We start from the raw sequence: 25,801 nt of genomic DNA, 5'->3' as shown, positions 1-25,801 counted from the left end.
GTTGCTCTTTCGGACGTCCTCGTCCGAAAGCTCTCTGCCGGGGACATCCTTGTCCCCGTATTACTATGAGCGCGGACAAGGATGTCCTCGGCAGATGGGTTTCGGACACAGATGTCCGAAACAGCGCAAGAATTTATACTTTATACTTCCTCCAACAATTTAACCATCCAAGATTTCGGACACAGTTTGACTTTTGCCTAAAACCACCGGAACTTTGCAGCTGCGCTGGATGCAAAGTCTAATATCTCATGTCTAGCGTCTAATGTCTAAAAAGAATGCGTAAACTTTCGATGGATGACCTCAACCGCGACTCAGTTGAAGAATTCAAAAATAAGAAAAAAATACCGTTAGTCTTGGTGCTCGACAACGTGCGCAGCCTGAATAACGTGGGCTCGGTTTTCCGCACGGCCGATGCCTTTATGGCTGAGAAAGTATACCTCTGCGGCATCACGGGCAAGCCCCCGCACCGCGACATCGAGAAAACCGCCCTGGGCGCCACGGAGTCGGTAGCCTGGGAGCATGTGCCGGACACGCTGGAACTGGTGAAGCAGTTGAAGGAACAGGGCTATCGGATCGGGTCGGTGGAGCAGGCCGAGCAAAGTATAAAACTCAACGATTTCAGCCCGGAGCCGGGCCAGAAGTATGCGCTGGTGCTGGGCAACGAGGTGTTCGGCGTGGAGCAGGAGGTGATCAACCTGTCGGACTTTGTGCTGGAGATTCCGCAGTTCGGCACGAAGCACTCGCTCAACATCTCGGTGGCCACCGGGGTGGTGGTGTGGGATTTCCTGAGTAAAACCTTGGCTCGGGAAGTATAAATCAAACTAACCCATGGTGTAAAGTATAAGGGAGCGTTGGCTGTGGCTGGCGCTCTTTTTTTGCTTAAAATTCACATTTCTACTAAAAACCAGGCATAGGTTTTAAACCTTCGCCCTTCTCATTTGTCGCAGTATATACGGGGCCTTCACCCGCCGCTCCGCAGCATGCCTCTGTAATACGCTAAGTGCCTTTGGGCAAACAATCTTAACAAGACTATGATGAAGACTTACCTACACTTGCTACTTTACCTCCTGTTTATACTTATCCCGCCAGCGCTTTCGGCGCAGGGCCAACCCACTGCTGAAAACGGCAGGGTTAGCGGTACACTTCTGGAAGCTGGCACAAGCAAGCCGATCAGTTTTGCAAACGTGGTGCTCCTCACCGCCTCCGACTCCAGCCTGGTGACCGGTGCCACCACCGATGTAGAAGGTGTTTTTATTCTGGAGCGCATACCTGCCGGAAAGTACATCTTGCGCGCCTCCATGGTAGGCTACCCCACTAAGTTCATCTCCGGCATCAGCATTACCCCCGCAAAACCAGAGGTGGCCCTGGGCAATGTAAACCTGAGCGCCACCTCTACCAAACTTGGCGAGGTGGAGGTGGTGGCGCAGCGCCAGGTGGTGGAATACGAGCTGGACAAGAAAGTAGTTAACGTGAGCCAGGACCTGGCAGCACAGAGCGGATCCGTGGCGGAGGTGATGCAGAACCTGCCTTCCGTGGATGTGGATATAGACGGCAACGTGAGCATGCGCGGCAGCTCCAATGTAACCATACTTATTGATGGAAAGCGTTCGGCGCTGTCGGAGCTGACGATGGACCAGATACCGGCCAACATGATCGAGAGCATCGAGCTCATCACCAACCCCTCCTCCAAGTATAACCCGGAGGGCACCTCGGGCATCATCAACCTGGTGCTGAAAAAGGAGAAGAAGCCCGGCTTCAATGGCTCCGCCTCCATCACCGCCGGCACCTACGACAACTACAACACCTCGCTTAACCTCAACTACAGGTATGATAAATGGTCTTTGAACGGCGGTTATGATTTCAGGCACCGCACCCGGCCCGGCACCCGAAAAAACAACACCACCAACTTTTACCTGAACGACGCCGGCCAGCTAGACAGCACCAGTTATAACCTTCAGGAGGGCGAACGTAACAGCACCGACCTCTCCCATAACTTCCGCCTCGGCGCGGACTACTACCTCACGCCCCGCCACACGTTATCGGCTTCTGCTTTGTACCGCTTTGGCCAGGATGAGGATTCTGAGGATATTTTTTACCGCTTCTTGGACGAGAACCGCACGCTGCAGAGTACCCGCACCCGCAACACCAACGAGACCGAGGACGAGAAGGCTGTGGACCTGACGCTGGGCTACCGCCAGACCTTCGACCGTAAAGGCCAGGAACTGACCGCTGACGTGGTGTACAATACCAATGTGGATGACGAGATTGCCCTTTTTGAAGAAAGACAGGTAGGCACCGATGAAGCCCCAGAAGTGCAGGAAACGCTGGTAGATGACGGTAACTATGAGTTTGTGACCAAGGCCGATTACGTACATCCCTTTTCAGAGGATAGCCGCCTGGAGGCTGGCTTCAGAACCTCTTATGAACGGCTGGACGAGGACTCCCGCTTCTTTAACTTGAACGAAGAAACCGGGGCCATGGAGTATGACGTTAACCAGAGCAACCACTTTGTGTATGATGAGCAAGTATACTCGGTGTACACCAACTACAGCAACAGGTTTAAAAGTATAACCTACCAGCTGGGCGTGCGCGCCGAGCAAACGCTGACGAAATCAGACCAACGCACCTCCAACGAAGCATACAACAACAACTATTTCAGCCTCTTCCCGACCTTTTTTATCACGAACGATTTTAATGAGGACAATAAGGTGCAGTTCAGCTACAGCCGCCGCATCAACAGGCCACGCAGCCGTTTCCTGAACCCATTCGTGGACCGATCTGACAAGTATAACGTATACTTCGGCAACCCGAACCTGAACCCGGAGTTCGTAAACTCGCTGGAGCTGGGCTACCTGCGCTACTGGGGCCAGGCCTCACTTAATGCCACCGTTTTCTACCGCCACACCACCGATGAGATCGAGCGATTCAGGGAATCTACTGTAGTTGTTTTAGACCCTAATAGTACGGATCCAGATACCATTCCTGCCACTGAAACGACTTTTATAAATTTATCGGACAACACTTCTTATGGCTTTGAGTTAGGAATCGATTATCCTGTTACCAAATGGTGGAAACTGAACGCCAGCTGGTCAGGGTTTAGAACGGAGCTAAGCACCACCCAAAACGACACCGAACTGAGCAGCACCCAGTTCAACTGGAACTCCAGGCTAAACTCTACCATGACCGTGTGGAAAGATCTGGATATACAACTCTCGGCCTTCTACCGCGCGCCCAGGAATGATATTCAGGGAAAAATGGAAGAGATGTTCAGCGCTGACCTGGGCATGAAGAAAGACGTGCTGAAGAAGAACGGCACCATCTCACTGCGCGTTTCCGACCTGTTCAACACCCGCCAGTTCAACTTCCTGAGCTACGGGCCTGAGTTCCGCTCCGAGATCGAGAACCGCCGCCAGAGCCGCATCGTGTACCTGGGCTTCACCTACCGCCTCAACAGCGACGACAGTGATCGCCGTAACCGCCGAAACAACCGCGAAGAGCAGAATAGCGGTGGGGATGAGGATGAGTTTTAGCATTTGGCTGCAGCACCGTATCCCCCCTGCCCCTCCTTGTCAAAGGAGGGGAGCCTGTAATTACTGATGTTGAAATGTAAGTTTCATCGTTGGGGATGGCTGTCATCAGCAAAAGTATGAACCCACCCCTAGCCCCTCCGAGGAGCGGAATTGATCTGAAGCTCCGTGAGCGGTGGCTATCGAATATGTTCCCAGTCTTTGGGTTGAGCGCCTTTGGAGTTTTTCGGTCCCGAAGGGATTGCAAAGCGACAGCGAGCAAAGAAAAGCTCCCAGCGCGATGCCCGAAGACGAGCCCTCCCGGGCTAGAGGGAGCCAAAGCCAGAGGTGAAATTTTAGGTTCGTAAGACTGAGGATGAACTGCTGAAAGAAAGGATAGCTTGTGTCAAGTGGCAGAAAGCAGCGGCTATCGAAGTATAAAGTACGGATTGCGCGGATTTGGAAATCCGCGGCAGAGAGGTTCCGGACAGGGATGTCCGGAACAGCAACAGCTTGAAAGCATAAAGTATGGCTACAGTCGAATCACAGACTCAACACTATAAAAAGACACGAGTTGAAAACTCGCACCAGCGGGTAAATAATTACGAAAGTATAACTTATACCTCCTCCTTCAACTCCAACTCCATCTTAATATCCGCCCGCTCATAGATGCTCGGCGGCATCGGCACTTCCACAAAGCCCAGGCGCTGGTACAGGTTTAGGGCGGTTTGCAGGCGGCGGTTCGACACCAGGTATACTTTGTGGGCCCCTACGCGGCGGGCTCTGTCTATGGCGGCCTCGCCCAGCATCTTACCGATCTTCATACCTTGCATTTTGGGCGCAACGGCCATTTTGGCCAGTTCAAACACCCCGTCGCCTTCGTTTATCAACGCACAGGTACCCACCGGCTCCCCGTTAAAAAGCGCCATCAGGATATGGCCACCCTTGTTAATGATGTACCCTTGCGGATCGCTGAGCGATTTGGTGTCGGCGTCCTCCATCACGAAGTACTTGGAGATCCACTCGTGGTTGAGGTCGTAAAAGGCCTGCGCGTAGAACAGGTTAAAGTCAACGATTTGTATTGCGGAAGGCGTGTTGTAATGCTGTGCCATGGTGATCTGTAAGTATAATTGCCGCAAAGGTAAAAAATTGCCGCGACTGCCAGTGTTTATACTTTAAACTTCTGATTGCAGTATACTATGCATCAACCTCCCCTAAAGTATGGATACCGACCTAACCATCGTTCCGCCCTGGCTGCAGCTGGCCTACACCGCCTTTTTAGTGGTATTGATACCGGTTTACTGGAAAAACTATGGCCCGGGCAACTTTCTGTGGTTCTCAGACATCGCGCTTTTTTCAGTTGGTATAGTACTCTGGACCAGTTCCGGGCTGCTGCTAAGTATGACAGCCGTGGGTGTACTTGCGCTGGAGATCATCTGGAACCTGGACTACTTCGGGCGGCTTTTAACGGGCAGGCAGTTACTGGGCTTAAGTGCCTATATGTTTGATAAAAGCAAAAGCCTGTTCCTTCGTGGGCTGTCGCTGTTTCATGTGGTACTGCCTATACTTGTAGTGTGGCTTTTAGCGCAATGGGGGTACCAGCCCGAGGCGCTTTACTGGCAAAGTGCACTGGCCTGGGTAGTGCTGCCGCTCACCTATTTTTTAACGGATCCGCAGGAGAACATTAACTGGGTTTTTGGTCCGGGCAACAGTCCGCAGCACAGCATACCCGCTAGATTATACTTTCTGGCCGTCATGCTCTTCTTCCCGCTTGGGGTTTACCTACCTTCCCACTTCCTGCTGAAGTGGATCTTTAACTAAGTGTGCAGCCCGAGTACTTCATTCTTCTACTGCACCAGGTTTCCACGGAGCTCACCGGCAGGATGAGAGGTGCTGTGGATGTTCAGGTACCAAAGCCCGGCTTTCAGGTCGTCTTCTTCCTCCTGTGTAAGCTTGCGGGTAGTGCCCGACAGGTTGCCGTTATCGTCAGTATCAAAGCCCTCGATGGTAACAACAGGTGGGGCGCTGGAGTTTACATCTGCAGGACCGTGGAAGTGCATGGCGGTGGTCGCGTCGTCTGGGTTGCCGAGTTGCCAGGTTATGGTATACCTTAGTGTATTGTTCACATCGTCGTACACAGCGTCCATTTCCCCTGCACCTGCTGTTGTAACCGCAGGCCGCTCATTGGAGCCTAGCAGCGCAATTCCATTAAACTCAATTTCTTTATCAAGTCCGATGTCGCCCTCATCGTCTTCGCCGCAGGAAGTGCCCAGGCAGCAAAGCAGCAGGCACAGCAAAAGCAGCTTTTGGTAGTATAAAAGTTTGTTTTTCATTTGTTTACAGAACAACAGGTTACACATATATACTTATTTTACCACTGCGTACATCAATTGTTAAGCTATGCTTTCACTATTCCGTGAGCCACGCGCAGCATTCCACCAACCGCTGCTTTTTGGTAGCAGACGTGCGAGTGGCTGGCATAAAAAAAGCGGGCTCAGGACCCGCTTTCTCAAACAAACACCATCATGTAGTATACTTTAGATCTGGGTAGTGCTGGTATCCGGCACTTTCACTTTGTCTTTTTTCTGGAGGCCCGATACTACCTCTATGTTGATTCCGTCCGAAAGCCCGGTTTTGATCATGCGCTTCTCAAACTGCTGCGGCGCCGTCTCCACCTCCACATACGGATGCTCTTTCTCAAACTTCAGCATGCTTTCCTTTATAGCCAGTGCATTTTCCCGCTTGTCCAGCACAATATCGGCGTTGGCGCTGTAGCCGGCACGTATAAAGTCTTTCTCATTCAGCAGCACTTTTGCCCGTATCGGGAACTTGATGGAGCCCTCCTCATCCACGCCTTTCGGGGCAATGTATTCCAGTTTGGCGTCGAACACTCGGCCCTCTATGGCACCGATAGTCAGCAGCAGGTCCATGTTCTCCTTCAGCTTACCCACCTCCGACTCATCGATCTTACCCTCGAAAATGAGGCTGCGCATATCGGCCACCGAGGCGATAGTGGTGCCCTCGTTAAAGTTGTTGCGCTCGATAATGGAGGTACCCACTTTCACCGGCACATCCAGCAGCATGCCCTCGATGGTAGAGTACACCAGGTTAGAAGACTGCCCACGCTTGCGCGAGGAGCCCTCACGCACCAGTTGCAGGTTGCTTTCGGCCGCAGACAGGTTTTCCCGCTTTAACTCGTAATCGGCTTTGTACTTACGGAACTCCTGCTCCGGCACTACCTTCTCCTCATACAGTTGCTGGTAGCGCGCCAACTCCCGCTTCGCCTCCTCAAAATTAAGCTTGGCGGTTTGCAGCTGGGTTTCGGCATTGTTTACGCTAACCATGTTGGGCACAATGCGGATCTTGGCGAGCAACTGCCCCTTCTTTACCACCTCCCCGGCCTCCACGTACAGCTCCTCCACAATGCCCGACACCTGCGACTTTATCTGCACCTCCTTGCGCGGCACGATAGAGCCCGTGGCCACCGTTTTCTTCACGATCGCCGTCTCGAACGGTGCCTCTGTTTTGTACACGATGGGGTCGGTGTTGGCCTTGTTGTAGAAATAGTAGCCCAGCCAGCCAGACAGGCCCAGGAAAACCAGGATGAATACGCCTAATAGTACCTTTTTCATAGTTGATGAATGATTATGTGTTTGTTCTATATTTTGTTTCTATGTAGGATTACTCGTCTTTCAGCGCCATTACCGGATTTACCCCGGCAGCTTTGGCGGCAGGTATGAGCCCGGCCAACGCACCGGTAACCACCAGCAGCACAGTGGCTGTAATCGCTATCCCTGGGTTAACCTCCGGCATCCCGAAAAAGCCCGCCTGCACATCAAACTTGCGCATAAAGTATTCTATCAGTGCGATAATGCCAGTACCAACAAGCAACCCCACATAGCCCGCCAGTCCCGTTATCACGATGGATTCCTGTATGATCAGGCTGATGATGGACAGCGGCGTGGCGCCCAGCGCTTTGCGGATACCGATCTCTTTGGTTCGCTCCTTCACCACGATCAGCATGATGTTACCCACCCCGATAATACCCGCGATGATGGTGCCTATACTTACCAACCAGCTAAAGCCGGAAATACCGATAAACAGCCCCTGTATATCCTGGTACTCCTTTTCCACGTTGGCCGAGCCAAATGCTTTCAGATCGGTGGGAGCTACCTGGTGGCGCTCCATCAGCAGGGTCTTTACTTTCTCCTCTATCACCGCGGCTGGCACGCCCGGCTTGGGCACCATTGCCATAAAACCCACCTTGTTTACCTGGTTAAACGTTTGCTGCAGGGCTGTCTGCGGGATGTAGATTATCTTACTCTCTTCCACGATGTCCTCCCCCTTACCCACGGGGTCGAAGGTGCCTACTACCTGAAAGTAGCTGCCTTTTATGCTGATATACTTCCCCAGTGGGTTTTTCTCGTTCGGGAAGAGCACCTCCAGCACGCGTGGCCCCACCACGGCTACCTTGCGTTTCTCCTGTATGTCGATGTCATTTACAAAGCGGCCCGTTTTGATTATCAGCGGCTTTACGAACAGCACTTCGGGAGTTTCGCCGTTAACGGTAAAGGCAGAGCTCTTGTCTTGGTAGTTCACCGCAAAATCGCCCCACAGCTGGTTGCTTGGCGCCACCACCCCCACCTCCGGAACCTTAGCCTTTATGGCGGCCACATCATCGTTCGTCATCTGTATGGTTCTTCCGGCTTTCAGGCCCATGTAAGGCACGCTGGTGCGCTGTGTCCAGATAAACACGGCATTCTTAGCGATATTAAACTCACTCATTACGCCGTTTTCCAGCCCCTTGCCTGCTCCCAGCAGCACAACCAGCATGAAGATACCCCAGAACACCCCAAAGGCTGTCAGCGCCGTACGGAGCTTGTGCTTCTTTACGGTATTGTAGATCTCGGTCCATTTATCGATGTCGATCATAGCTTCAGTTTCAGATGAATGATTAAGTGATGGAGTGAATCTTTATCGCTGAATGGTTTAATGGTAAAATAGTTGATTGTCCGAATCAGGATTTATAGGATTAAATAATTAACAGGATCCGTTTTATACTTCTTTACCTCTCTACTTTTCTACCTGATTCACTCATCCACTCATTCACAATTTATACTTTAATCCGCCCGCAGCGCCTCGATGGGCTTGATGTTGGCAGCCTTCAGGGCGGGGACGAGGCCAGCAATAGCCCCTGACAGCACCAGCACCACGGTAGCCGACAGCGCAACGCCCAGGTCTACCTCTGGGTTTGCGAAGAATGGCAGCTCCGTACCCGCCAGCAAATGCTCCACCAGCGCCAGCAGCGCAGTGCCGAACAGCAGCCCCAGGTACCCGGAAAAGGCCGTAATCACCACAGACTCCTGCAGAATAAGGCTCACGATGGAGAGCGGTGTTGCCCCCAACGCCTTCCGTACCCCAATTTCGCGGGTGCGCTCCTTTACAATGATCAGCATGATGTTGCTCACGCCCACGATACCGGCTATCAAAGTGCCAATGCCCACAATCCAGACAAAGATGCGGATACCGCTAAACAGCCCCTGCAGCTTCAGGTACTCTGCCTCTGTATTGTTCATGCCGATGGCCATGTCATCCTCGGCAGAGAACTTGTGCCGCTGAGCCAGCAGTGCGCGCAGCTTATCTTCCATTTCTTTGGCTGGCACGCCATCCTGGGCGGTGAGCAACATTAGGTGCACCTGGTTAGGCTGGTTAAAGGCAGTCTGCAACGTTGTGAATGGGATATAGGCGCGCTCTTCGCGACGGCCACCGTTGTTGCCGCGCACCTTAAAAGTACCCACCACCTTAAAGTGTATGCCCCGGATGTTCACGTACTCCCCAACCGGGTTCTGCTCTCCGAACAGTACCTGCGCTGCCTGCTCGCCCAGCACGATCACTTTGCGCTTTTCACGTTCGTCGTACTCATTAAGGAGGCGGCCCCGGAAAGCGCGCTCCCCGTTCATTTCCATAAAGCTTGGCTCGGCACCGAACACCTGGTAAGAGCCGTTTTGCTTTTTATAGTTGATGGTATACTCGCCCCACACCCGGTTGCGCGGCGCCATCATGTTCAGATCCGTTACCTCCCGCTCTATCGCACTCAGGTCTTCGTTGGTAAACTTTATCTCACGGCCGGGCTTCATGCCTTTATGGGCTACAGCCGTTTTGCCGCTCCACACAAAAACACTGTTCTTGGCACCATCGCCGAAGCGGTTATAAATACCGTTTTCCATGCCTTTGCCCGCTCCCAGCAGCAGCACCAGCATAAAGATGCCCCAGAAAACCCCAAAGGCCGTCAGGAAGGTGCGCAGCTTGTTTTTGCGCATTGTGCCTAGTATCTCCTGCCATTTATCTATGTCGAACATATTATTTGCTGGTGGTTAAGTTGCCTGGTTGTTGATAAGAGGGTAGCACTAGCGGTCGGCCACGCCTACACCCGTTGCTTCTGCCACTTCGGGCAAGCCGTGGTCGTCGTTCACGATCAGGCCATCCTTCAGCCGGATGACGCGGTGTGTTTGCGCAGCGATGTCGTTTTCGTGTGTCACGATCATCACAGTCATGCCTTTGCGGTTCACTTCTTTAAAGATGTCCATCACCTCATAAGAGGTCTGGGTGTCGAGGGCGCCGGTTGGCTCGTCGGCAAGTATGAGTTTGGGCTGCGAGATAAGGGCCCGTGCAATGGCTACCCGCTGCCGCTGTCCACCCGACATTTCGTTGGGCGAGTGCTCGGCCCACTCCTTCAGGCCAACCATATCCAGGTACTCCAGGGCCAGTTTGTTACGCTCCTTGCGGCCTACCTTCTGGTAGTAAAGCGGCAGGGCCACGTTCTCTATCGCGTTCTTAAACGAGAGCAGGTTAAACGACTGGAACACGAAGCCCAGGAAGCGGTTGCGGTAGTATGCCGCCTTGGCAGCACTCAGGTTACGAATGGGAGTGCCTGCCAAAGTATAGCTGCCCTGGTCATAGTCATCGAGGATACCCAAGATATTGAGCAGCGTAGATTTTCCAGAGCCCGAAGAACCCATGATCGACACAAACTCCCCCTCCTGCACATGCATATCAATGCCCTTGAGCACGTGCAGCTTGTTTTGCCCTACGGCGTAGTACTTGTGTATGTCCTGAAGCTGTATCATAGGCTGTGGCTATTCTATTGGCTTAATACTTCCTTATTTTTACGGTAGTGTGCTATGCAAAGTACCGATCATTATATAATTTCTGCCTTACTTTATACTTACAACGCTTTTATATCGACTTACCACATATCTGTGTCTACCAACTGTGCTTAACAGCAGTTGCATTTTAGTAAGCGGGTAAGGGTGATAAGTATAAAGCGGGTAAAAGGCCGGAGTAGCGGCTTTGTGAAGAATAGATGCAGAGGAGGGTGCTTTGGTTGCTTAACCAACAAAAATAAAATAGGAAGCCCCTCAGGCATAACCTGAGGGGCTGCTTGTATACTTTAACAGACCTATTGATTCGCCAGTTTTCTCCGGCCTATCAGATAGTAAAATATAACGCCAAGCACCGGAATCATTAAAACCACTAGTAGCCACACCACCTTATCAATGCTATCCTTAAAGGTGCCTGTCACGATCTCTATTACAGCGTAACCCCATATAAGAAGCGGAATCAGAAGTATAAATATCTCCACTACCCCGATTCCACCGATAAACAACAGTAAGTTAGACATGATTTTTCAGATTTAATTTTGTTTAATTTAATGTTTTTAACATAACAAAACAACCTGCAGTACAAGCACAAGCAAGTGCAAAACAAGTATTTTACAATAATGACCACGCAGCCACTGCCCAAGCCTATCCTGTTTCACCCGCTTAAGCACCACCTGGGCTATATCCGGGAGTTTGCGCAGGCGGGGGTGCTGCTGCCGGAGCAGGAGCTGAAGAGAGCCTTCAGGAGGATCGGCGGCTCGCAGCTGGATTTATACATCGGGCCGCTCTCGCCGTTGCAGATCTCGGAAGAGGTGGTTCTATACTTGCAGCAGCAGGGTTTACTGCAGCCGGAGGCTTTCCGGCCTTACCTTGCCCTTAACGGTTACCGCATCTGCACCCTCTCCGACGGCTCCGCCTGGGCGCTGCGCTGGGGCGTGCAGGAGGGGCGGCACGTGCACCTGCACCCTGGCCGCTACTCGCTGCATACCCTGCGCGTAAAAGCCAACCACCTTAAAACTGCTCTTGCCGCCGCCGTGGCCTGCGCCAAGTATGAACAACCTTTAAGCCTGGAGCTACTGAACAAGGTGCGGGCCTCGTTGCTGGACCTGCCTCCGGTGCAGGGCTACACTGCTGAGGAAGGACTAGGCAAGGTGCTGGAGTTGGTGCTACGGGGAGTATAAAAACACAGCGCCACCTCTTTTAGGAGGTGGCGCTGCCCGCACAAGTAAGCTCTTGTTATTTATTCATACTTTGTAGCGACGAGAGCGTCACTTTTCTGTTGTTAAGCTCGGTGTACTTAAAGTCATTGTCGCCCCGGAAGTTAGCGCCTTTTATGTTGAAGGAATCAGACACTTTGGTGTACTTGAAGTTGGCAGTGCCGTCAAACAGCGCCTTCTCGAAGTTTGCGCCGCGCTCAAACTTGGCGTACTTAAAGTTGGCCTCTCTGGTGAAGTTGGCCCCGGCAAAGCTGGCCCTCTCCGGAAACTCCACATACTTAAAGTTGGCCTCACCGCCGAAGCGCGCATTGCTGAAGTTCACGCTTTTCTCGAAATCGGCATACTTAAAAAGCGCCTCCTCTGCAAAGCGGCTGCTCATAAACGAGGCGATTCCCTCAAACTCGCTGTACTTAAAGGCCGCCTTCTCCTTAAAGGTGCAGTTCTCGAAAAGCACGTCCTTCTCAAAATTAGTGTTGTACACTTCGCTGTTGTTGCCCTTCAGGTTGATGTCGTTTTCAGGGTTGAAGTAAGCCAGCACATCTCCTGTAAAGGTACAGTTTACAAAAGTGAGCGGTGCCGTTACCGTACTCGCATACTCCTTCGAATTATACTTGCTGTCGCCACCCTTCACGAGCTTCATGTTCTTGAGCTTGGTCATGTCCAGGTCGCCCACAATCTCGGCGTTTTTATAAGACACGGCCTCTCCGCGGTTAATCTTGGCGATAATCTCGGAGGCGTTTACCTTGGTTTGAGCCCAGGAAAGCAGTGGCAGCATGAGCATTACCAGTAGTACAGATACTTTTCTCATCATAGTTTATGGTTAAGGTTATACTTTGCAAATGGTGTTTGTTGGTAAAGATGCGAGCCGGATCGTAATGGTTGCCTGGGCAGCAGCATTTTATTGAAAAAAGTCGAAAGCTCCCCTCCGGACAATCCGAAAGAAACGGTATAATCCAGTATTCCCTGGATTTGTGTGTGTGTGCTGCGAGAGTAGCTTACAAACAACAGCGCCACCCTTTTCAGAGTGGCGCTGCCCTATATTTATACTTTATACTTCGCTTAGATATGGATCGCTCTGTTATCCGTAGCTGCCAGGCAGGCCTCCTTCATCGCTTCCGCAAAAGTCGGGTGCGCGTGGCTCATGCGGGCCACGTCCTCGGCTGAGGCGCGGAACTCCATGGCGGTTACTGCCTCAGCAATCAAGTCAGCTATACGCGGTCCGATCATGTGCACGCCCAAGATCTCATCAGTTTCCTTGTCAGCCAATACTTTTACAAATCCATCTGTATCACCAGATGCCTTGGCACGGCCAGACGCTTTGAACGGGAACGAGCCGGACTTGTAGGCACGGCCCTGCTCTTTCAGCTGCTCCTCAGTAAAGCCTACGCCTGCTACTTCCGGCCAGGTATACACCACGCCCGGGATCAGGTTATAGTTGATGTGCGGCTTCTGGCCAACCAGCTGCTCTGCTACCAGTACGCCTTCTTCTTCGGCTTTGTGTGCCAGCATGGCGCCTCGCACTACGTCACCAATGGCATAGATGCCCGGCACGTTTGTCTCCAGATGGTCGTTCACGGCAATCATACCACGCTCACCCATCTGCACACCGGCGTTCTCTAAACCTAAGCCTTCAGTGTATGGCTTACGACCAACTGATACCAGCACGTAGTCCCCGTCGAAGGTCACAGCCTCTCCTTTCGGACTCTCGGCAGTTACTTTCACAACTTCCCCTTCGTTGGTGGCGCCGGTAACTTTGTGGCTCATGAAGAACTCAAAGCCTAGCGTTTTCTTCAGTACACGCATCAGTTCCTTGCCCAGTGCGCGGTCCATTGTCGGGATAATGGAATCCATGTACTCGATCACCTGTACTTTAGTACCCAGGCGAGCATACACAGACCCGAGCTCCAGGCCAATCACACCACCACCGATCACGATCATTTTCTTAGGAACCTCCGTCAGGGTTAAAGCCTCTGTGGAGGTGATGATGCGCTTCTTGTCGATAGGCAGGAACGGCAATGCAGTCGGCTTAGAACCAGTCGCAATGATAGTTTTATCCGTTTCGATCTGCTGCTCTTTACCTTCTGCGTCTGTGATCTTGATCGTGTTCTTGTTCACGAATGAGCCCAGGCCATAGTAGGTATCGATCTTGTTCTTCTTCATCAGGAAAGCAATGCCGTCGTTGTTCGACTTCACCACCTCGCCCTTACGCTTGATCATCTGCTCCATGTTCACCTGCAGGTCGTTCAGCTCAATGCCATGCGTCTTAAAGTTGTGCGCCGCATTATGGTAGTGCTCTGATGAGTCGAGCAAAGCTTTGGAAGGGATACAGCCTACGTTAAGGCAGGTACCACCCAGCACGTTGTACTTCTCTATGATAGCGGTTTTCAGGCCCAGCTGCGCACAACGGATCGCTGCCACGTAGCCCCCAGGACCAGAACCGATTACAGTAACATCGTATTTCATTTGTTTTATACTTTAAGGAGCACTATACGCTCGTTTTTTTATTTGATTTTTCTGCTAATGTTGAACCCACCCCTGCCCCTCCGAGGAGGGGATTTTTACCTCCCCTAACCCCTCCTAAAAACAGGAGGGGAACACTCGTGCATGATTGTCCCCCTTTGAAGGGGGCTGGGGGATGATAATCGTTCACGATTCCCCTCTTGGGAGGGGCAGGGGTGGGTTCAATAAAAAGGAGGAGCAAACTTCTTCGCTTACCCCTCCTTCCTTATCTCAATAAATTATACACCAAGAAGTAATCTCATCGGATCTTCTAACAGTTCTTTAACTCGAACTAAAAAGCTTACAGACTCGCGACCATCGATGATGCGGTGGTCGTAAGAAAGGGCCAGGTACATCATCGGGCGGATCTCCACTTGTCCGTTAATAGCCACCGGGCGCTGCACGATGTTGTGCATGCCAAGTATAGCCGACTGCGGCGCGTTGATGATCGGTGTAGACATCATAGAACCAAACACACCACCGTTGGTAATGGTAAAGGTACCACCCGTCATCTCCTCGATAGAAAGTTTGCCATCACGGGCCTTTTTAGCCAGGCGGATAACTTCTTTCTCGATGCCATCCAGCGTCAAGCTTTCCGCATTGCGGATAACTGGCACTACCAGCCCTTTCGGCGAAGAAACAGCGATGGAAACATCCACAAAATCACTGAATACCATTTCGTTGCCGTCGATCTGCGCGTTAACTGCAGGCCACTCCTTCAGGGCAACAGTACAAGCTTTGGTAAAGAACGACATGAAGCCTAGGCCTACCTCGTGTACTTCCTTAAACTTGTCTTTATACTTGGCGCGGATGTCCATGATCGGCTTCATATCTACCTCGTTGAAGGTGGTTAACATAGCCGTTTCGTTTTTCACCTGCACCAGGCGGCGAGCAACCGTTTTACGCAGCGAGCTCATTTTCTCACGGCGTTGGTTACGATCGCCGGTAGCGGTCGGAGCCTCGGCAGCAGCCTCTTGCTTAGCAGCAGGGGCAGCAGCCGGTTTCGCGGCAGCTTGCTGCGCGTTCTGCGCATCTTCTTTCGTGATGCGGCCATCACGGCCTGTGCCCTGTACATCGGCAGCGTTAATTCCTTTCTCTGCCAATATCTTACCCGCAGCCGGAGATGGCGTACCCGAAGCATAGGTTTGTGCACCTGATGGGGCAGCAGCAGGCTTAGCAGCCACTTGCTGGTTAGCTGCCTCCTGCTTGGCATTGGCCTGCGCATTTGCCTTAACAGCTCCGGCACCCGGCACAATGCGGCAAAGCAGACCACCGATCTCTACCGTATCGCCTTCTTTCGCTACGATCTCCAAGGTGCCTGCAGCCTCAGCCGGCAGCTCAAACGTAGCTTTGTCAGACTCCAGTTCTGCAATCACCTCATCCATCTCTACCTGGTCGCCGTCTTTTTTCAGCCAGCTGGCAATGGTTACCTCCGTGATAGACTCGCCTACAGTTGGCACTTTCATTTCTACAGCCTCGCCGGCACCGCCAGTAGCAGCCGGAGCGGACTCTTGTGCTGCTGGGGTAGCAGCTTGCTCAGCGGCAGGAGCAGCCGGGGCAGAAGCAGCTGCACCGTCCTGGTCAATGCGGCAGATAACAGCGCCCACATCTATGGTGTCGCCTTCCTGCGCTACAATGCGTAAAATGCCTGCGGCTTCGGCTGGCAGTTCGAATGTGGCCTTGTCAGATTCCAGCTCCGCAATCACCTCATCCATCTCCACTCGGTCGCCGTCTTTTTTCAGCCACTGGGCTATAGTTACCTCAGTGATCGACTCACCTACGGCAGGCACTTTAACTTCTAAGCTCATATTTTTATCAATTATGAATTACGATTTAAGAATTACGAATGAATAATGAGTAATGACTAATATACTTTCATTAATCATTACTCACTATACATTATACATTAAACAGCGAATGCTCTTGCGATCAGCTCCTGTTGTTCTTTGGCGTGCACCTTCAGGTAACCGGTTGCCGGCGACGCGCTGGCCTTACGGGCCACAACATCCTCTATGCCGTTACGCATGATGCGCAGGATGTACGTCCAGGCGCCCATGTTCTCCGGCTCTTCCTGCACCCAGTATACTTTCGCGTTTTTATACTTCTTAAGCTCAGCCTCTAACTGTACTTTCGGGAACGGTGCCAGCTGCTCCATACGGATAATGGCAACGTCCTTACGTTTGTTGTTTTGCTGCTCTTCCAGTAGGTCAAAGTATACTTTGCCTGAGCACAGCAACACTTTCTTCACCAACTTAGCCGATGCGTAAGTATCGCCGATCACCTCCTTAAAGCCTCCTGACGTGAAGTCCTCAATAGGAGAAACCACAGCCGGGTGGCGCAGCAACGATTTAGGCGACATATTCACAGCAGGCTTACGGAACGGCAGGGCCAGCTGGCGGCGCATAAAGTGGAACAGGTTAGCCGGTGTGGTAATGTACGTAACGAACATGTTGTTCTCGGCTGCCAGCTGCAGGAAGCGCTCAGGACGGGCATTGGAGTGCTCTGGCCCCTGGCCTTCGTAACCGTGCGGCAACAGCATTACCAAGCCATTCATACGCTGCCACTTAGATTCCGTGGAAGAGATAAACTGGTCAATCATCACCTGTGCACCGTTGGCAAAGTCACCAAACTGAGCCTCCCAGATTACCAGCGCATTCGGGTTAGCCATGGCATAGCCAAACTCAAAGCCCAGCACACCATACTCTGACAGCAGTGAGTTGTAGATCTCGAAAGAGCCTTGCTCCTCGTTCATGTGGTTCAGGCTGTTGTAAGGGGCGCTGGTAACAGCATCATGCAGCACCGCATGGCGGTGTGAGAAAGTACCACGCTGCACATCCTGCCCTGAGAAACGAACAACTTTCCCGTCAAGCAGCACAGAGCCGTACGCCAGCAACTCTCCGGCTGCCCAGTTCAGCTGCTTGCTCTCAAAGAACATTTCCTTACGCTCTTTTATCAGCTTCTCGATCTGCTTCAGCGGCTTAAAGCCTTGCGGCAGGGTAGTCAGTGCTTTACCAACAGCCGCTATCGCCTCTGCCGACACGCCTGTATCAGGAGATTGGTTAAAGTCTTCCGGCTTAGAGCGGCGTAGCTCCTGCCACTCCTTCTCCATTTGCTGGTAATTGTAAGGCAGCGGCTTCTGCTTCACCATGTCCAGGCGGTCCTGCAGCATTTTGCGGAACTCCTTATCCATACTTTTCGCCAGGTCAGCGTCTACCTCACCACGTGAAATCAGTTGCTTGTTATATACCTCGCGGGGGTTAGGGTGTTTAGAGATGATGTTGTACAGTTGCGGCTGCGTAAACTTCGGCTCGTCCGACTCGTTGTGGCCGTGGCGACGGTAGCACACCATGTCAATAAAGATGTCGTTGTTCACCTTCTGGCGATACTCCATGGCAAAACGCATGGCAAACACCACTGCCTCCGGATCGTCTCCGTTCACATGCAGTACCGGTGCGTCAATTATCTTGGCAACGTCAGTACTGTAGATAGAGGAGCGTGCATCTTCAAAATCAGTGGTAAAACCTACCTGGTTGTTGATCACAAAGTGAATGGTACCGCCGGTGTTATAGCCCTCCAGGTTAGCCATCTGCGTAACCTCGTACACAATGCCCTGGCCAGCTACGGCAGCGTCTCCGTGTATAAGTATAGGCAATACCTTATCCAGGTCTTTGTCATACATGCAGTCAATTTTAGCACGCACAAAACCTTCTACTACCGGGTTCACCGCCTCCAGGTGCGATGGGTTCGGGGCCAGTTTCAGGTTTACTTTCTTGCCGGATGGCGTGGTAACCTCAGAGGAGTATCCCATGTGATACTTTACGTCGCCATCACCCATGGTCAGGTCCGGCACGGCGGTTCCCTCAAACTCAGAGAAAATTTGTTCATAGGTTTTGCCCATGATGTTGGCCAGCACGTTCAGGCGGCCACGGTGTGCCATACCTATCACTACTTCTTCAACACCGAGTTCAGAACCTTTATCTATAATAGCATCCAGCGCAGGAATGGTTGTCTCGCCGCCTTCCAGCGAGAAGCGCTTCTGGCCCAAGAACTTTGTGTGCAGGAAGTTCTCAAATACCACCGCCTCATTTAGCTTGGAGAGGATGCGCTTTTTATACTCTATGCCTGGGTTAAAATTCAGAGAATCCTTCTCTACCTTCTGCTTGAACCACTCCAGCACCTCCGGGTCGCGGATGTACATGTATTCAAAACCGATAGAACCTTCGTAGATCTTCTTCAGCGCCGCCTCAATATCGCGTAGCGTTGCCGGCCCGATGCCGATGGTATCGCCTACCTGGAAAACTGTGTCCAGGTCAGCATCTGTTAAGCCAAAATCTGCCAGGTCCAGCCTTGCTTTGCGGTCTTTGCGGGTGCGCACCGGGTTGGTTTTAGAGCGCAGGTGGCCACGCGTACGGTATGCGTGGATCAGGTTACGTACGGCAACCTCTTTCTCAGACTCACCGGCGGCAACAGCACCTTTTACAGGAGCCGGTGCTACCGCTTCGCCAGCCTCATGGCCGTTTTCGCCATAAGCCGTGGCAAACTCAAAACCTTCGAAAAACTTGCGCCACCCCGCGTCTACTGACTCCGGGTCCTGCTGATAAGCCTTGTACAGCCCATCAATGTAATCGCCGTGCGCATTGGCGATGTATGTATATTTATCCATAGTATAAACTACTGCATGTGTTAAAGGCAAAGTTAGAGGTATTATTGAAAAAACAAATTACTTGTATTCGCATCAGCAAATATGCCTTATTATCAACAACAAAACTTCTTCTATCATACCTTATATCCCCTTATCCGGTTACCTTTACGGGTTCAAAACTCTAAAATCAGCTTAATGTTAAAAAGATGCGCCAATAGAGTGGCTGTACCTTAATTATAAAAGATAATCTATACTTTCCAGCGTATCCTGCCGTTATAGGAAGGCAGCAGCAGAACTTCCCACCAGCTTTGCGACAAGCCCTTCGCCTCTGCTAGCTTAATTTATTCATCGGGGCATATGTTACTTCTTGTCTAGCAGCTCACAACTATTTCTTAAAAAAGCTTGAATACAGCTTACAATTCCCACATAACACAAAATATCTAAAGTATACTTATAGTTACTTTCATCTATATATTTTCCTGTTACAACAACAAGATTCTCTTCAATTTTATAGCATGGAGTATAGCTCATCACGCATGAGCTGTCATCGTGGGGCTGTTAAGGAGCAGCAATGCAGGCATTTTGGGTCCTAAACTATAGGAAATCATGTATAGCTATCTGCTGGAAGAACTATCGAAGGCTATCGGGGCCCGGCTCCTGATTAGTTTCGATTATGAAGGGGAAAACCACTTGGTGGAGCCGCACCTACTGGGGCAGAACAAGCAGCATGAAACGTGTCTTCTTGCCTGGCGTACTTCCCGAACTGACCCTCAAAAGCAGGGCTGGCACTGTTACCTGCTGAGCCGGCTGCAGCAGCCCAAAATCATGGACGAACGCTTCAGCAAGAAACGCCCCGGCTATGACCCTTACGACAGTACCATGTCGCGGATTTACTACCGCATCTAATTACAAACTTTTATTTCGCGTCCGCCTCTCCAAGTTATGAAGACCTCCTGCCCTGGCTTGCTATAGTTCTGAGCATGAATAAAACTCTGCTGCCTTAATTTGTGTTATCCCTGTGCAAAAGGTACAGGAATAGCATTGCCAAAGAAGAGAAAGTACAAAAAGCCCCAACTACCCCTAACGGCCCAAGAAAAGGTTAGCCGCAACATGCGGGGCAATAAAGCTAAGAACACACAGCCTGAGCTAAAACTGCGCAAGGCGCTGTGGTACGCCGGCCTGCGCGGCTACCGGGTACATTGGCCTAAAGCCCCGGGCAAACCAGATATCTGCTATCCTTCACGCCGCCTGGCTGTTTTTGTGCATGGCTGCTTCTGGCACCGCTGCCCCTACTGCCAGCCCAGCCTGCCTAAATCCAACACTACCTTCTGGCAAAATAAGTTTGAGCAGAATCAGGCCCGAGACGCAAAGTATAAGTATATGTACCGCGCAGCAGGCTGGCAGCGCCTGGTTATCTGGGAATGCCAGCTGAAACATGCTGAGGAAAGTATAGTTACCCTGATACGTGAACTTCATAGTGGCGTGCCTGATAGCTGGGAGATAGCAGCTTAAGAATAAAATCATAAGTATAAAGTATGGATTTTTCGTTATCTTGAGGTGACACTAAACCAACACTTTACACCTATGAAGAAATACCTTCCGCTACTTGGCCTGCTTGGGCTGCTGGCAATGGGCTGCAACGAAAGCTCCCGCGAGGTGAGCGAGGCTGAGCAGGAGGCCGCGGCCGCCGACAGCACCAATCTACAGCCAGCCCTGCAAAGCATCTCCGCATCAGACCTGCTGGCCCATACCACCACCCTTGCCTCCGACAAGTTTGAGGGCCGCGCCCCTGGCTCTGTAGGCGAAGATTCTACCGTGGCATACCTGACGCGCCACTTCAAAAACCTAGGCCTGCAACCGGGTAACCCTGATGGCAGCTATGTGCAAAAGGTGCCGATGTTTGGCTACACCCCCACTCCCACAGCTACAATTAACGCTAACGGCAAAAACATCAAGCTCAGTTTTCCGGATGATTACGTAGCCCTCACGCGCCGCTATGTGCCTGCAGCGGAAGTCAATAGCTCTGATATGGTCTTTGTAGGGTATGGCGTTGTAGCCCCCGAGTTTGGTTGGGATGATTATAAAGGGCTGGATGTGAAGGGTAAAACCATCGTGATGCTGGTGAGCGACCCGCCTGTTCCTGACCCCGCTAACCCGGAGCAACTAGACAGCACCATCTTCGGTGGAAAGGCTATGACCTATTATGGCCGCTGGACCTACAAGTATGAAATTGCCGCTGAGAAAGGCGCCGCTGCCGCCATCATCATCCATGAAACGGGCCCGGCTGGGTATCCCTACGAGGTGATCTCCGGCAGCCATAGCCGCGAAGGCTTTGAGATTATAACCCCTGACAAAAACATGAACCGCGCCGATGTGGAGGCCTGGATAACGGAGCCGAAAGCACGCGAGATCTTCACAGCCCTGGGCCGAAATTTTGACAACCTTAAAGAGGCTGCCAAACAGAAAGACTTTAAGCCGGTGCCGCTAAAAGCTACTGCCAGCTTCAACATCAAAAACAAGCTGCGCGAGGTACAGTCGCAGAACGTGATTGCCAAGCTAGAAGGCTCTGACCCGAAACTGAAGGATGAGTACGTGATCTATACCGCGCACTGGGACCACCTGGGCAAAGACACCACGCTTCAGGGCGACCAAGTATACAACGGGGCTTTGGATAACGCCACAGGTACTGCAGGCTTGATCGAACTGGCCGAGGCTTTTAGCAGCATGGAAACAAAACCTAAGCGCTCTATACTTTTCCTGGCAGTAACTGCCGAAGAAAAAGGCCTGTTGGGTTCTAAATACTATGCCAACACCCCACTTTACCCGCTGGAGAAAACTGTGGCGGTGATTAACATGGACGTCCTGAACGCCTATGGTCCTACAGAGGATGTGGTGGTGGTTGGCTTCGGCAACTCTACGCTGGAAGATGTGCTGGCGCAGGAGGCGAAATCCCAGAACCGTCGCATTGTGCCCGAAGCCACACCGGAAACCGGCTCTTTTTACCGCTCCGACCACTTTGAGTTTGCCAAGCAGGGAGTACCAGCCCTCTATGCCAGCTCCGGCGTAGTAGCCCGCAATCAGCCAGCAGACTACGTCAAGAAGTGGAAAGAGCGTTTCACAGCCAACGACTACCACAAACTCACCGATGAAGTACACGAAGGTCTGAATTTTGAAGGAGCCGCGGAAGATTTACAGCTCTTCCTGCGCGTTGGTTACAGAGTTGCCAACACCGAGAAGTACCCGGAATGGAAAGAAGGCACCGAGTTCAAAGCGAAACGCGAAGAAACGCTTTCCCACGCTTCTCCATCAGAATAAGAATTGATTCGAACTATAAAAGCAGAGCACCCCGCAGTGCTTTCCTGCGTGGTGCTCTGCTTTTATAGTTACCTGGCTGGCAAAATATAAACTACACCACATAGTTATACTTCGGTAGAGACATACAAAAATGCTTTTCTAGTTAAACTGCTTCTTATAAATGTAATATTTTTATTTTTCTTAATGTTTCTGTAGCTCCTCTTTTTACACAAATATTCCAGCCATTCACTGGCGTATTATTGTCCTTTACTTTAAAATATGCTACTAAACATCGGCAAAGGGGTTACTTATTAGAGTCTCTCGTATAAATAAGTACAAAATCAATTTTTACACGATTATGAAAAAGATTTGGAAATTCGCATTTGCCGCTTTTGCAGCTTTCGCTTTCACGGCTTGCGGCACCGATAACAATACAACAACTGAGTCAGAAACCATTGAAACTACTGATGAGGTAGAAACTGAGATGGAAGATGACATGGATATGGAGGAAGATACCACTATCATGTTAGAAGATACTACCGTAAATGATGGTGTAGCCGATGACATAGAGGAAGAACAGCCTCCTATCGAGTAATTAAAGATATTTTAAAATTGGGAAAGGTCTCTGCTCCAAAGGCAGAGACCTTTTTTTATGCCCACATGGGTACTGCAACACTTAAAAAGAAGGGCTGGAAAGCTATTTATGCTTTAAACCTTTTTATATTTAGGAATGGAAAATAAAACGCTGATATATGATGGCGTAACGATAAAACTGGTTGAGGAACAGGAGCAGTTACAGGAGTTGATGAGGCTGCTGAGCAAAAGTACAGAACTAGCCCTGGACCTGGAGTTTGACCAGAATCGCTTTACTTACGGTTTTAACCTTTGCCTCGTACAGATTGCCGATGAAAGCGGCGTCTGCTATATTATAGATCCTTTTGCCATTGCCAACCTGCAGCCACTGTTCGAACTGTTGCAGAATGCTGCAATTACCAAAATCATACATCACTCTAACAACGACATCCTCCTGCTCGACAAAATGGGCTGCAACATTAAAGGAGTGATGGATACCGATGTAGCCGCTAAGGTTCTGAACTACGAGCGCTCTTCCCTTGCAACTGTGCTTAAAGAGGAATTTAACATTGAGATTGATAAATCACAGCAGTCGAGCAACTGGAACAAGCGCCCGCTAACTGAGGCGCAGCTACAGTACGCTGCCCTGGATGTTATTTACCTGCACCGTATTAAGGCTAAGCTTGTAACGGAGGTGGAGCAACGTGGCCGTTTGCATTGGCTACAAGAGGAGAACGAACTGCTTGAGGCGCTCACTTATACTGAGCCCACAAACCCACACCTAAAGCTGCGTAATGCTTTCAGACTTAATTATTACCAACAGTATGTCCTGAAAGAGCTTTTCGCTTTCAGAGAGCGTATGGGTAAGCAGTTTAACAAACCTGCTCCTTATATTATCTCTAATGAGGCCCTGGTTGAGTTGGCCAATAATCCGAACACCGATATACACGAGTGGCTTAACCACACGCGCGGTATACATGGTGGCCTGAAACGCGCACGCAACGAGCAGTTGCTGAAAGAGGCGCTGCTCAACGCAAAAGAGTCCGCAAAAGAAAATAATATCAGCCACGATTATCCGGAAAACCGCTGGCAGCGCCCACTCCGAACACCGGAAACGGAGCAGCGCAAAGAAGAACTGACCAAAGTGCAGAAACAGATTGTAGAAACCTACGGTGAATATGCTGCCAGGCTCATTATTACCCAGAGTGTTATAAATGACTACAGCTTTACGGGACAATTGCGCTGTACCAAGAAGTATGCGACTGCCATTGTGTTGGCTACTGCTGAGGAAATCGGGGTTAGCCTGCCAGCACCTGTTTTAAAGTATGATTCTAATAGTTAAAAGCAAAATACACTACTACTACCTATAACTTATGAGCGAGTTCAGAACAGAGCACGACTTTTTAGGAGAGATGGAAATCCCTAACTCCGCTTACTATGGTATTCAAACTACACGCGCTTTAGACAACTTCAACATTACAGGTATTCCAATCTCCAGGGAGCCGTTGTTTATACAATCCTTTGGCTATGTTAAAAAAGCTGCAGCCATGGCAAACCGCGATTGCGGTGTACTAAAGCCTGAGATCGCAGATGCCATCTGTCAAGCTTGCGACAAGCTTATTGCCGGAGAGTACCTGGATCAGTTTGTTACAGATATGATACAGGGTGGCGCGGGCACATCTGTAAACATGAATGTAAATGAGGTGGTAGCTAACCTGGCACTGGAGATACTTGGCCATAAGAAAGGTGAGTACCAGTTTGTACACCCGAACAACCATGTCAACTTCTCACAGTCTACAAACGACGCTTACCCTACGGCCTTTCGCCTGGCTTTATACCGAAAGATTGAAAGCTTTATAGAAAGCCTTCAGGCCTTACAGCAATCGTTTGCCAGTAAAGGCGAAGAGTTTAAAGAAGTATTGAAAATGGGCCGTACACAGCTGCAGGATGCTGTGCCCATGACACTGGGAGCAGAATTTCATGGTTTTTCCACTACCATCAAAGAAGATATTCAGCGCCTTAACGAAGCTAAGATGCTGATTTGCGAGATAAACATGGGTGCAACCGCTATCGGAACTTCTATTAATGCGCCCGAGGGTTATCCCCAGATTGTTACAACCCATCTTCGTGATTTAACCGATATTCCGGTAGTGCTGGCAGAGGACTTAATTGAGGCCACTTGCGATACTGGTGCTTATGTACAGGTTTCAGGTGTGATGAAGCGCTCTGCAATCAAAATCTCCAAGATTTGTAACGACCTCCGCTTACTCTCTTCCGGCCCACGTGCAGGTATAAATGAGATTAACTTACCACGTATGCAACCAGGTTCTTCTATTATGCCTGGTAAGGTTAATCCAGTAATACCCGAGGTAGTTAATCAAACGGCTTTCTATGTAATAGGTACCGATATGACAGTAACTATGGCTGCCGAAGCGGGTCAGCTACAGCTAAACGTAATGGAGCCAGTTATTGCCTACAGCTTGTTTAGTTCGCTTACCTTTATGGAAAACGCTGTTTATACTTTGAAAAATAAATGTATAGATGGAATTACAGCCAATGAGGAGATCTGTGCTAATATGGTCATGAACAGCGTGGGAATCATTACAGCACTTAACCCAATATTGGGATACGAAGAGTCTGCTTCTATTGCCAAAGAAGCTTTAGCTACTGGTAAATCTATCCATGACATTACTGTTACAGAACGAAAAAGGATTACCCAGGAGAAATGGGAAGAGATTTTCTCTATTGAGAACCTTATACATCCTAAATTTATTAACAGCTAAACTGTTAATAACCTCTAAAAACAGGAAAGCCCCTGCGTTACTGCAGGGGCTTTCCTGTTGCTATTTGCTAACGCTGCGCAAGGCAAGCGCTTATAATAATGTGCGGCACTAGGTAAAAACGCAGTGT

General features: G+C 50.6%; 21 protein-coding genes. 10 read left to right on the top strand and 11 right to left on the bottom strand.

The window, feature by feature from the left end; all coding sequences use genetic code 11:
* The first annotated feature begins 275 nt into the window (after positions 1-275).
* Positions 276-815, top strand: coding sequence for an RNA methyltransferase (locus OO017_RS00105; RefSeq protein WP_266050410.1), 540 nt, complete (start codon positions 276-278; stop codon positions 813-815).
* A 216-nt stretch (positions 816-1,031) separates the two neighbouring features.
* The gene (locus OO017_RS00100) at positions 1,032-3,530 is read left to right on the top strand and encodes a TonB-dependent receptor (RefSeq protein ID WP_266050409.1); all 2,499 of its coding nucleotides are present in this window, start codon (positions 1,032-1,034) and stop codon (positions 3,528-3,530) included.
* 593 nt (positions 3,531-4,123) lie between these two features.
* On the opposite strand, the gene OO017_RS00095 is transcribed toward OO017_RS00100, so the two are convergent.
* Positions 4,124-4,618, bottom strand: a complete 495-nt coding sequence (locus OO017_RS00095) for a GNAT family N-acetyltransferase (RefSeq protein WP_266050408.1) — start codon at positions 4,616-4,618, stop codon at positions 4,124-4,126.
* Between the two features lie 109 nt (positions 4,619-4,727).
* Between OO017_RS00095 and OO017_RS00090 the strand changes: the two genes are divergently transcribed.
* Positions 4,728-5,327 carry a membrane-associated protein gene (locus tag OO017_RS00090; RefSeq protein ID WP_266050407.1) on the top strand — a complete coding sequence of 200 codons (600 nt, stop codon included), beginning with the start codon at positions 4,728-4,730 and terminating at the stop codon, positions 5,325-5,327.
* A gap of 26 nt (positions 5,328-5,353) precedes the next feature.
* On the opposite strand, the gene OO017_RS00085 is transcribed toward OO017_RS00090, so the two are convergent.
* The 6 genes from OO017_RS00085 to OO017_RS00060 form a co-directional block, all read right to left on the bottom strand.
* Positions 5,354-5,839, bottom strand: coding sequence for a CHRD domain-containing protein (locus OO017_RS00085; RefSeq protein WP_266050406.1), 486 nt, complete (start codon positions 5,837-5,839; stop codon positions 5,354-5,356).
* A gap of 204 nt (positions 5,840-6,043) precedes the next feature.
* Positions 6,044-7,138 (bottom strand): efflux RND transporter periplasmic adaptor subunit, encoded by a 1,095-nt coding sequence (locus OO017_RS00080; RefSeq protein WP_266050405.1) that lies wholly within the window; start codon positions 7,136-7,138, stop codon positions 6,044-6,046.
* A 49-nt stretch (positions 7,139-7,187) separates the two neighbouring features.
* Positions 7,188-8,438: an ABC transporter permease gene (locus OO017_RS00075; RefSeq protein ID WP_266050404.1), complete on the bottom strand. Its 1,251-nt coding sequence runs from the start codon at positions 8,436-8,438 to the stop codon at positions 7,188-7,190.
* A gap of 188 nt (positions 8,439-8,626) precedes the next feature.
* The gene (locus tag OO017_RS00070) at positions 8,627-9,865 is read right to left on the bottom strand and encodes an ABC transporter permease (protein WP_266050403.1); all 1,239 of its coding nucleotides are present in this window, start codon (positions 9,863-9,865) and stop codon (positions 8,627-8,629) included.
* Between the two features lie 48 nt (positions 9,866-9,913).
* Positions 9,914-10,633 (bottom strand): ABC transporter ATP-binding protein, encoded by a 720-nt coding sequence (locus tag OO017_RS00065; protein ID WP_266050402.1) that lies wholly within the window; start codon positions 10,631-10,633, stop codon positions 9,914-9,916.
* A gap of 332 nt (positions 10,634-10,965) precedes the next feature.
* Positions 10,966-11,187, bottom strand: coding sequence for a PLDc N-terminal domain-containing protein (locus OO017_RS00060; protein ID WP_266050401.1), 222 nt, complete (start codon positions 11,185-11,187; stop codon positions 10,966-10,968).
* Between the two features lie 99 nt (positions 11,188-11,286).
* Between OO017_RS00060 and OO017_RS00055 the strand changes: the two genes are divergently transcribed.
* Complete coding sequence (locus OO017_RS00055) at positions 11,287-11,847, top strand: hypothetical protein (protein WP_266050400.1); 561 nt, start codon at positions 11,287-11,289, stop codon at positions 11,845-11,847.
* Positions 11,848-11,902: 55 nt separating this feature from the next.
* Here OO017_RS00055 and OO017_RS00050 read toward each other — a convergent pair whose 3' ends face one another.
* The 4 genes from OO017_RS00050 to OO017_RS00035 form a co-directional block, all read right to left on the bottom strand.
* Positions 11,903-12,694: a pentapeptide repeat-containing protein gene (locus tag OO017_RS00050; protein WP_266050399.1), complete on the bottom strand. Its 792-nt coding sequence runs from the start codon at positions 12,692-12,694 to the stop codon at positions 11,903-11,905.
* A gap of 248 nt (positions 12,695-12,942) precedes the next feature.
* Complete coding sequence (gene lpdA, locus OO017_RS00045; protein WP_266050398.1) at positions 12,943-14,346, bottom strand: dihydrolipoyl dehydrogenase; 1,404 nt, start codon at positions 14,344-14,346, stop codon at positions 12,943-12,945.
* Positions 14,347-14,621: 275 nt separating this feature from the next.
* Positions 14,622-16,190: a 2-oxoglutarate dehydrogenase complex dihydrolipoyllysine-residue succinyltransferase gene (odhB, locus tag OO017_RS00040; protein ID WP_266050397.1), complete on the bottom strand. Its 1,569-nt coding sequence runs from the start codon at positions 16,188-16,190 to the stop codon at positions 14,622-14,624.
* A gap of 98 nt (positions 16,191-16,288) precedes the next feature.
* On the bottom strand, positions 16,289-19,045 hold the full coding sequence (locus tag OO017_RS00035) for a 2-oxoglutarate dehydrogenase E1 component (RefSeq protein ID WP_266050396.1): 2,757 nt from the start codon (positions 19,043-19,045) through the stop codon (positions 16,289-16,291).
* Between the two features lie 585 nt (positions 19,046-19,630).
* Here OO017_RS00035 and OO017_RS00030 point away from each other — a divergent pair.
* From OO017_RS00030 to aspA, 6 genes are all read left to right on the top strand, one after another.
* Positions 19,631-19,930: a WYL domain-containing protein gene (locus OO017_RS00030; protein ID WP_266050395.1), complete on the top strand. Its 300-nt coding sequence runs from the start codon at positions 19,631-19,633 to the stop codon at positions 19,928-19,930.
* Between the two features lie 135 nt (positions 19,931-20,065).
* Positions 20,066-20,536, top strand: a complete 471-nt coding sequence (locus OO017_RS00025) for a very short patch repair endonuclease (protein WP_266050394.1) — start codon at positions 20,066-20,068, stop codon at positions 20,534-20,536.
* 72 nt (positions 20,537-20,608) lie between these two features.
* Positions 20,609-22,339, top strand: coding sequence for a M28 family metallopeptidase (locus OO017_RS00020; RefSeq protein WP_266050393.1), 1,731 nt, complete (start codon positions 20,609-20,611; stop codon positions 22,337-22,339).
* 337 nt (positions 22,340-22,676) lie between these two features.
* Positions 22,677-22,913, top strand: coding sequence for a hypothetical protein (locus OO017_RS00015; RefSeq protein WP_266050392.1), 237 nt, complete (start codon positions 22,677-22,679; stop codon positions 22,911-22,913).
* A 135-nt stretch (positions 22,914-23,048) separates the two neighbouring features.
* The gene (locus OO017_RS00010) at positions 23,049-24,233 is read left to right on the top strand and encodes a ribonuclease D (RefSeq protein WP_266050391.1); all 1,185 of its coding nucleotides are present in this window, start codon (positions 23,049-23,051) and stop codon (positions 24,231-24,233) included.
* A gap of 31 nt (positions 24,234-24,264) precedes the next feature.
* Positions 24,265-25,674: an aspartate ammonia-lyase gene (gene aspA / locus OO017_RS00005; RefSeq protein ID WP_266050390.1), complete on the top strand. Its 1,410-nt coding sequence runs from the start codon at positions 24,265-24,267 to the stop codon at positions 25,672-25,674.
* Positions 25,675-25,801 lie beyond the last annotated feature (127 nt).

The organism is Pontibacter anaerobius (genome assembly GCF_026241195.1).
GTDB lineage: Bacteria > Bacteroidota > Bacteroidia > Cytophagales > Hymenobacteraceae > Pontibacter > Pontibacter anaerobius.
Note: the sequence above shows the minus strand (reverse complement) of the source record. Positions and strands in the feature narration are given on the sequence as shown.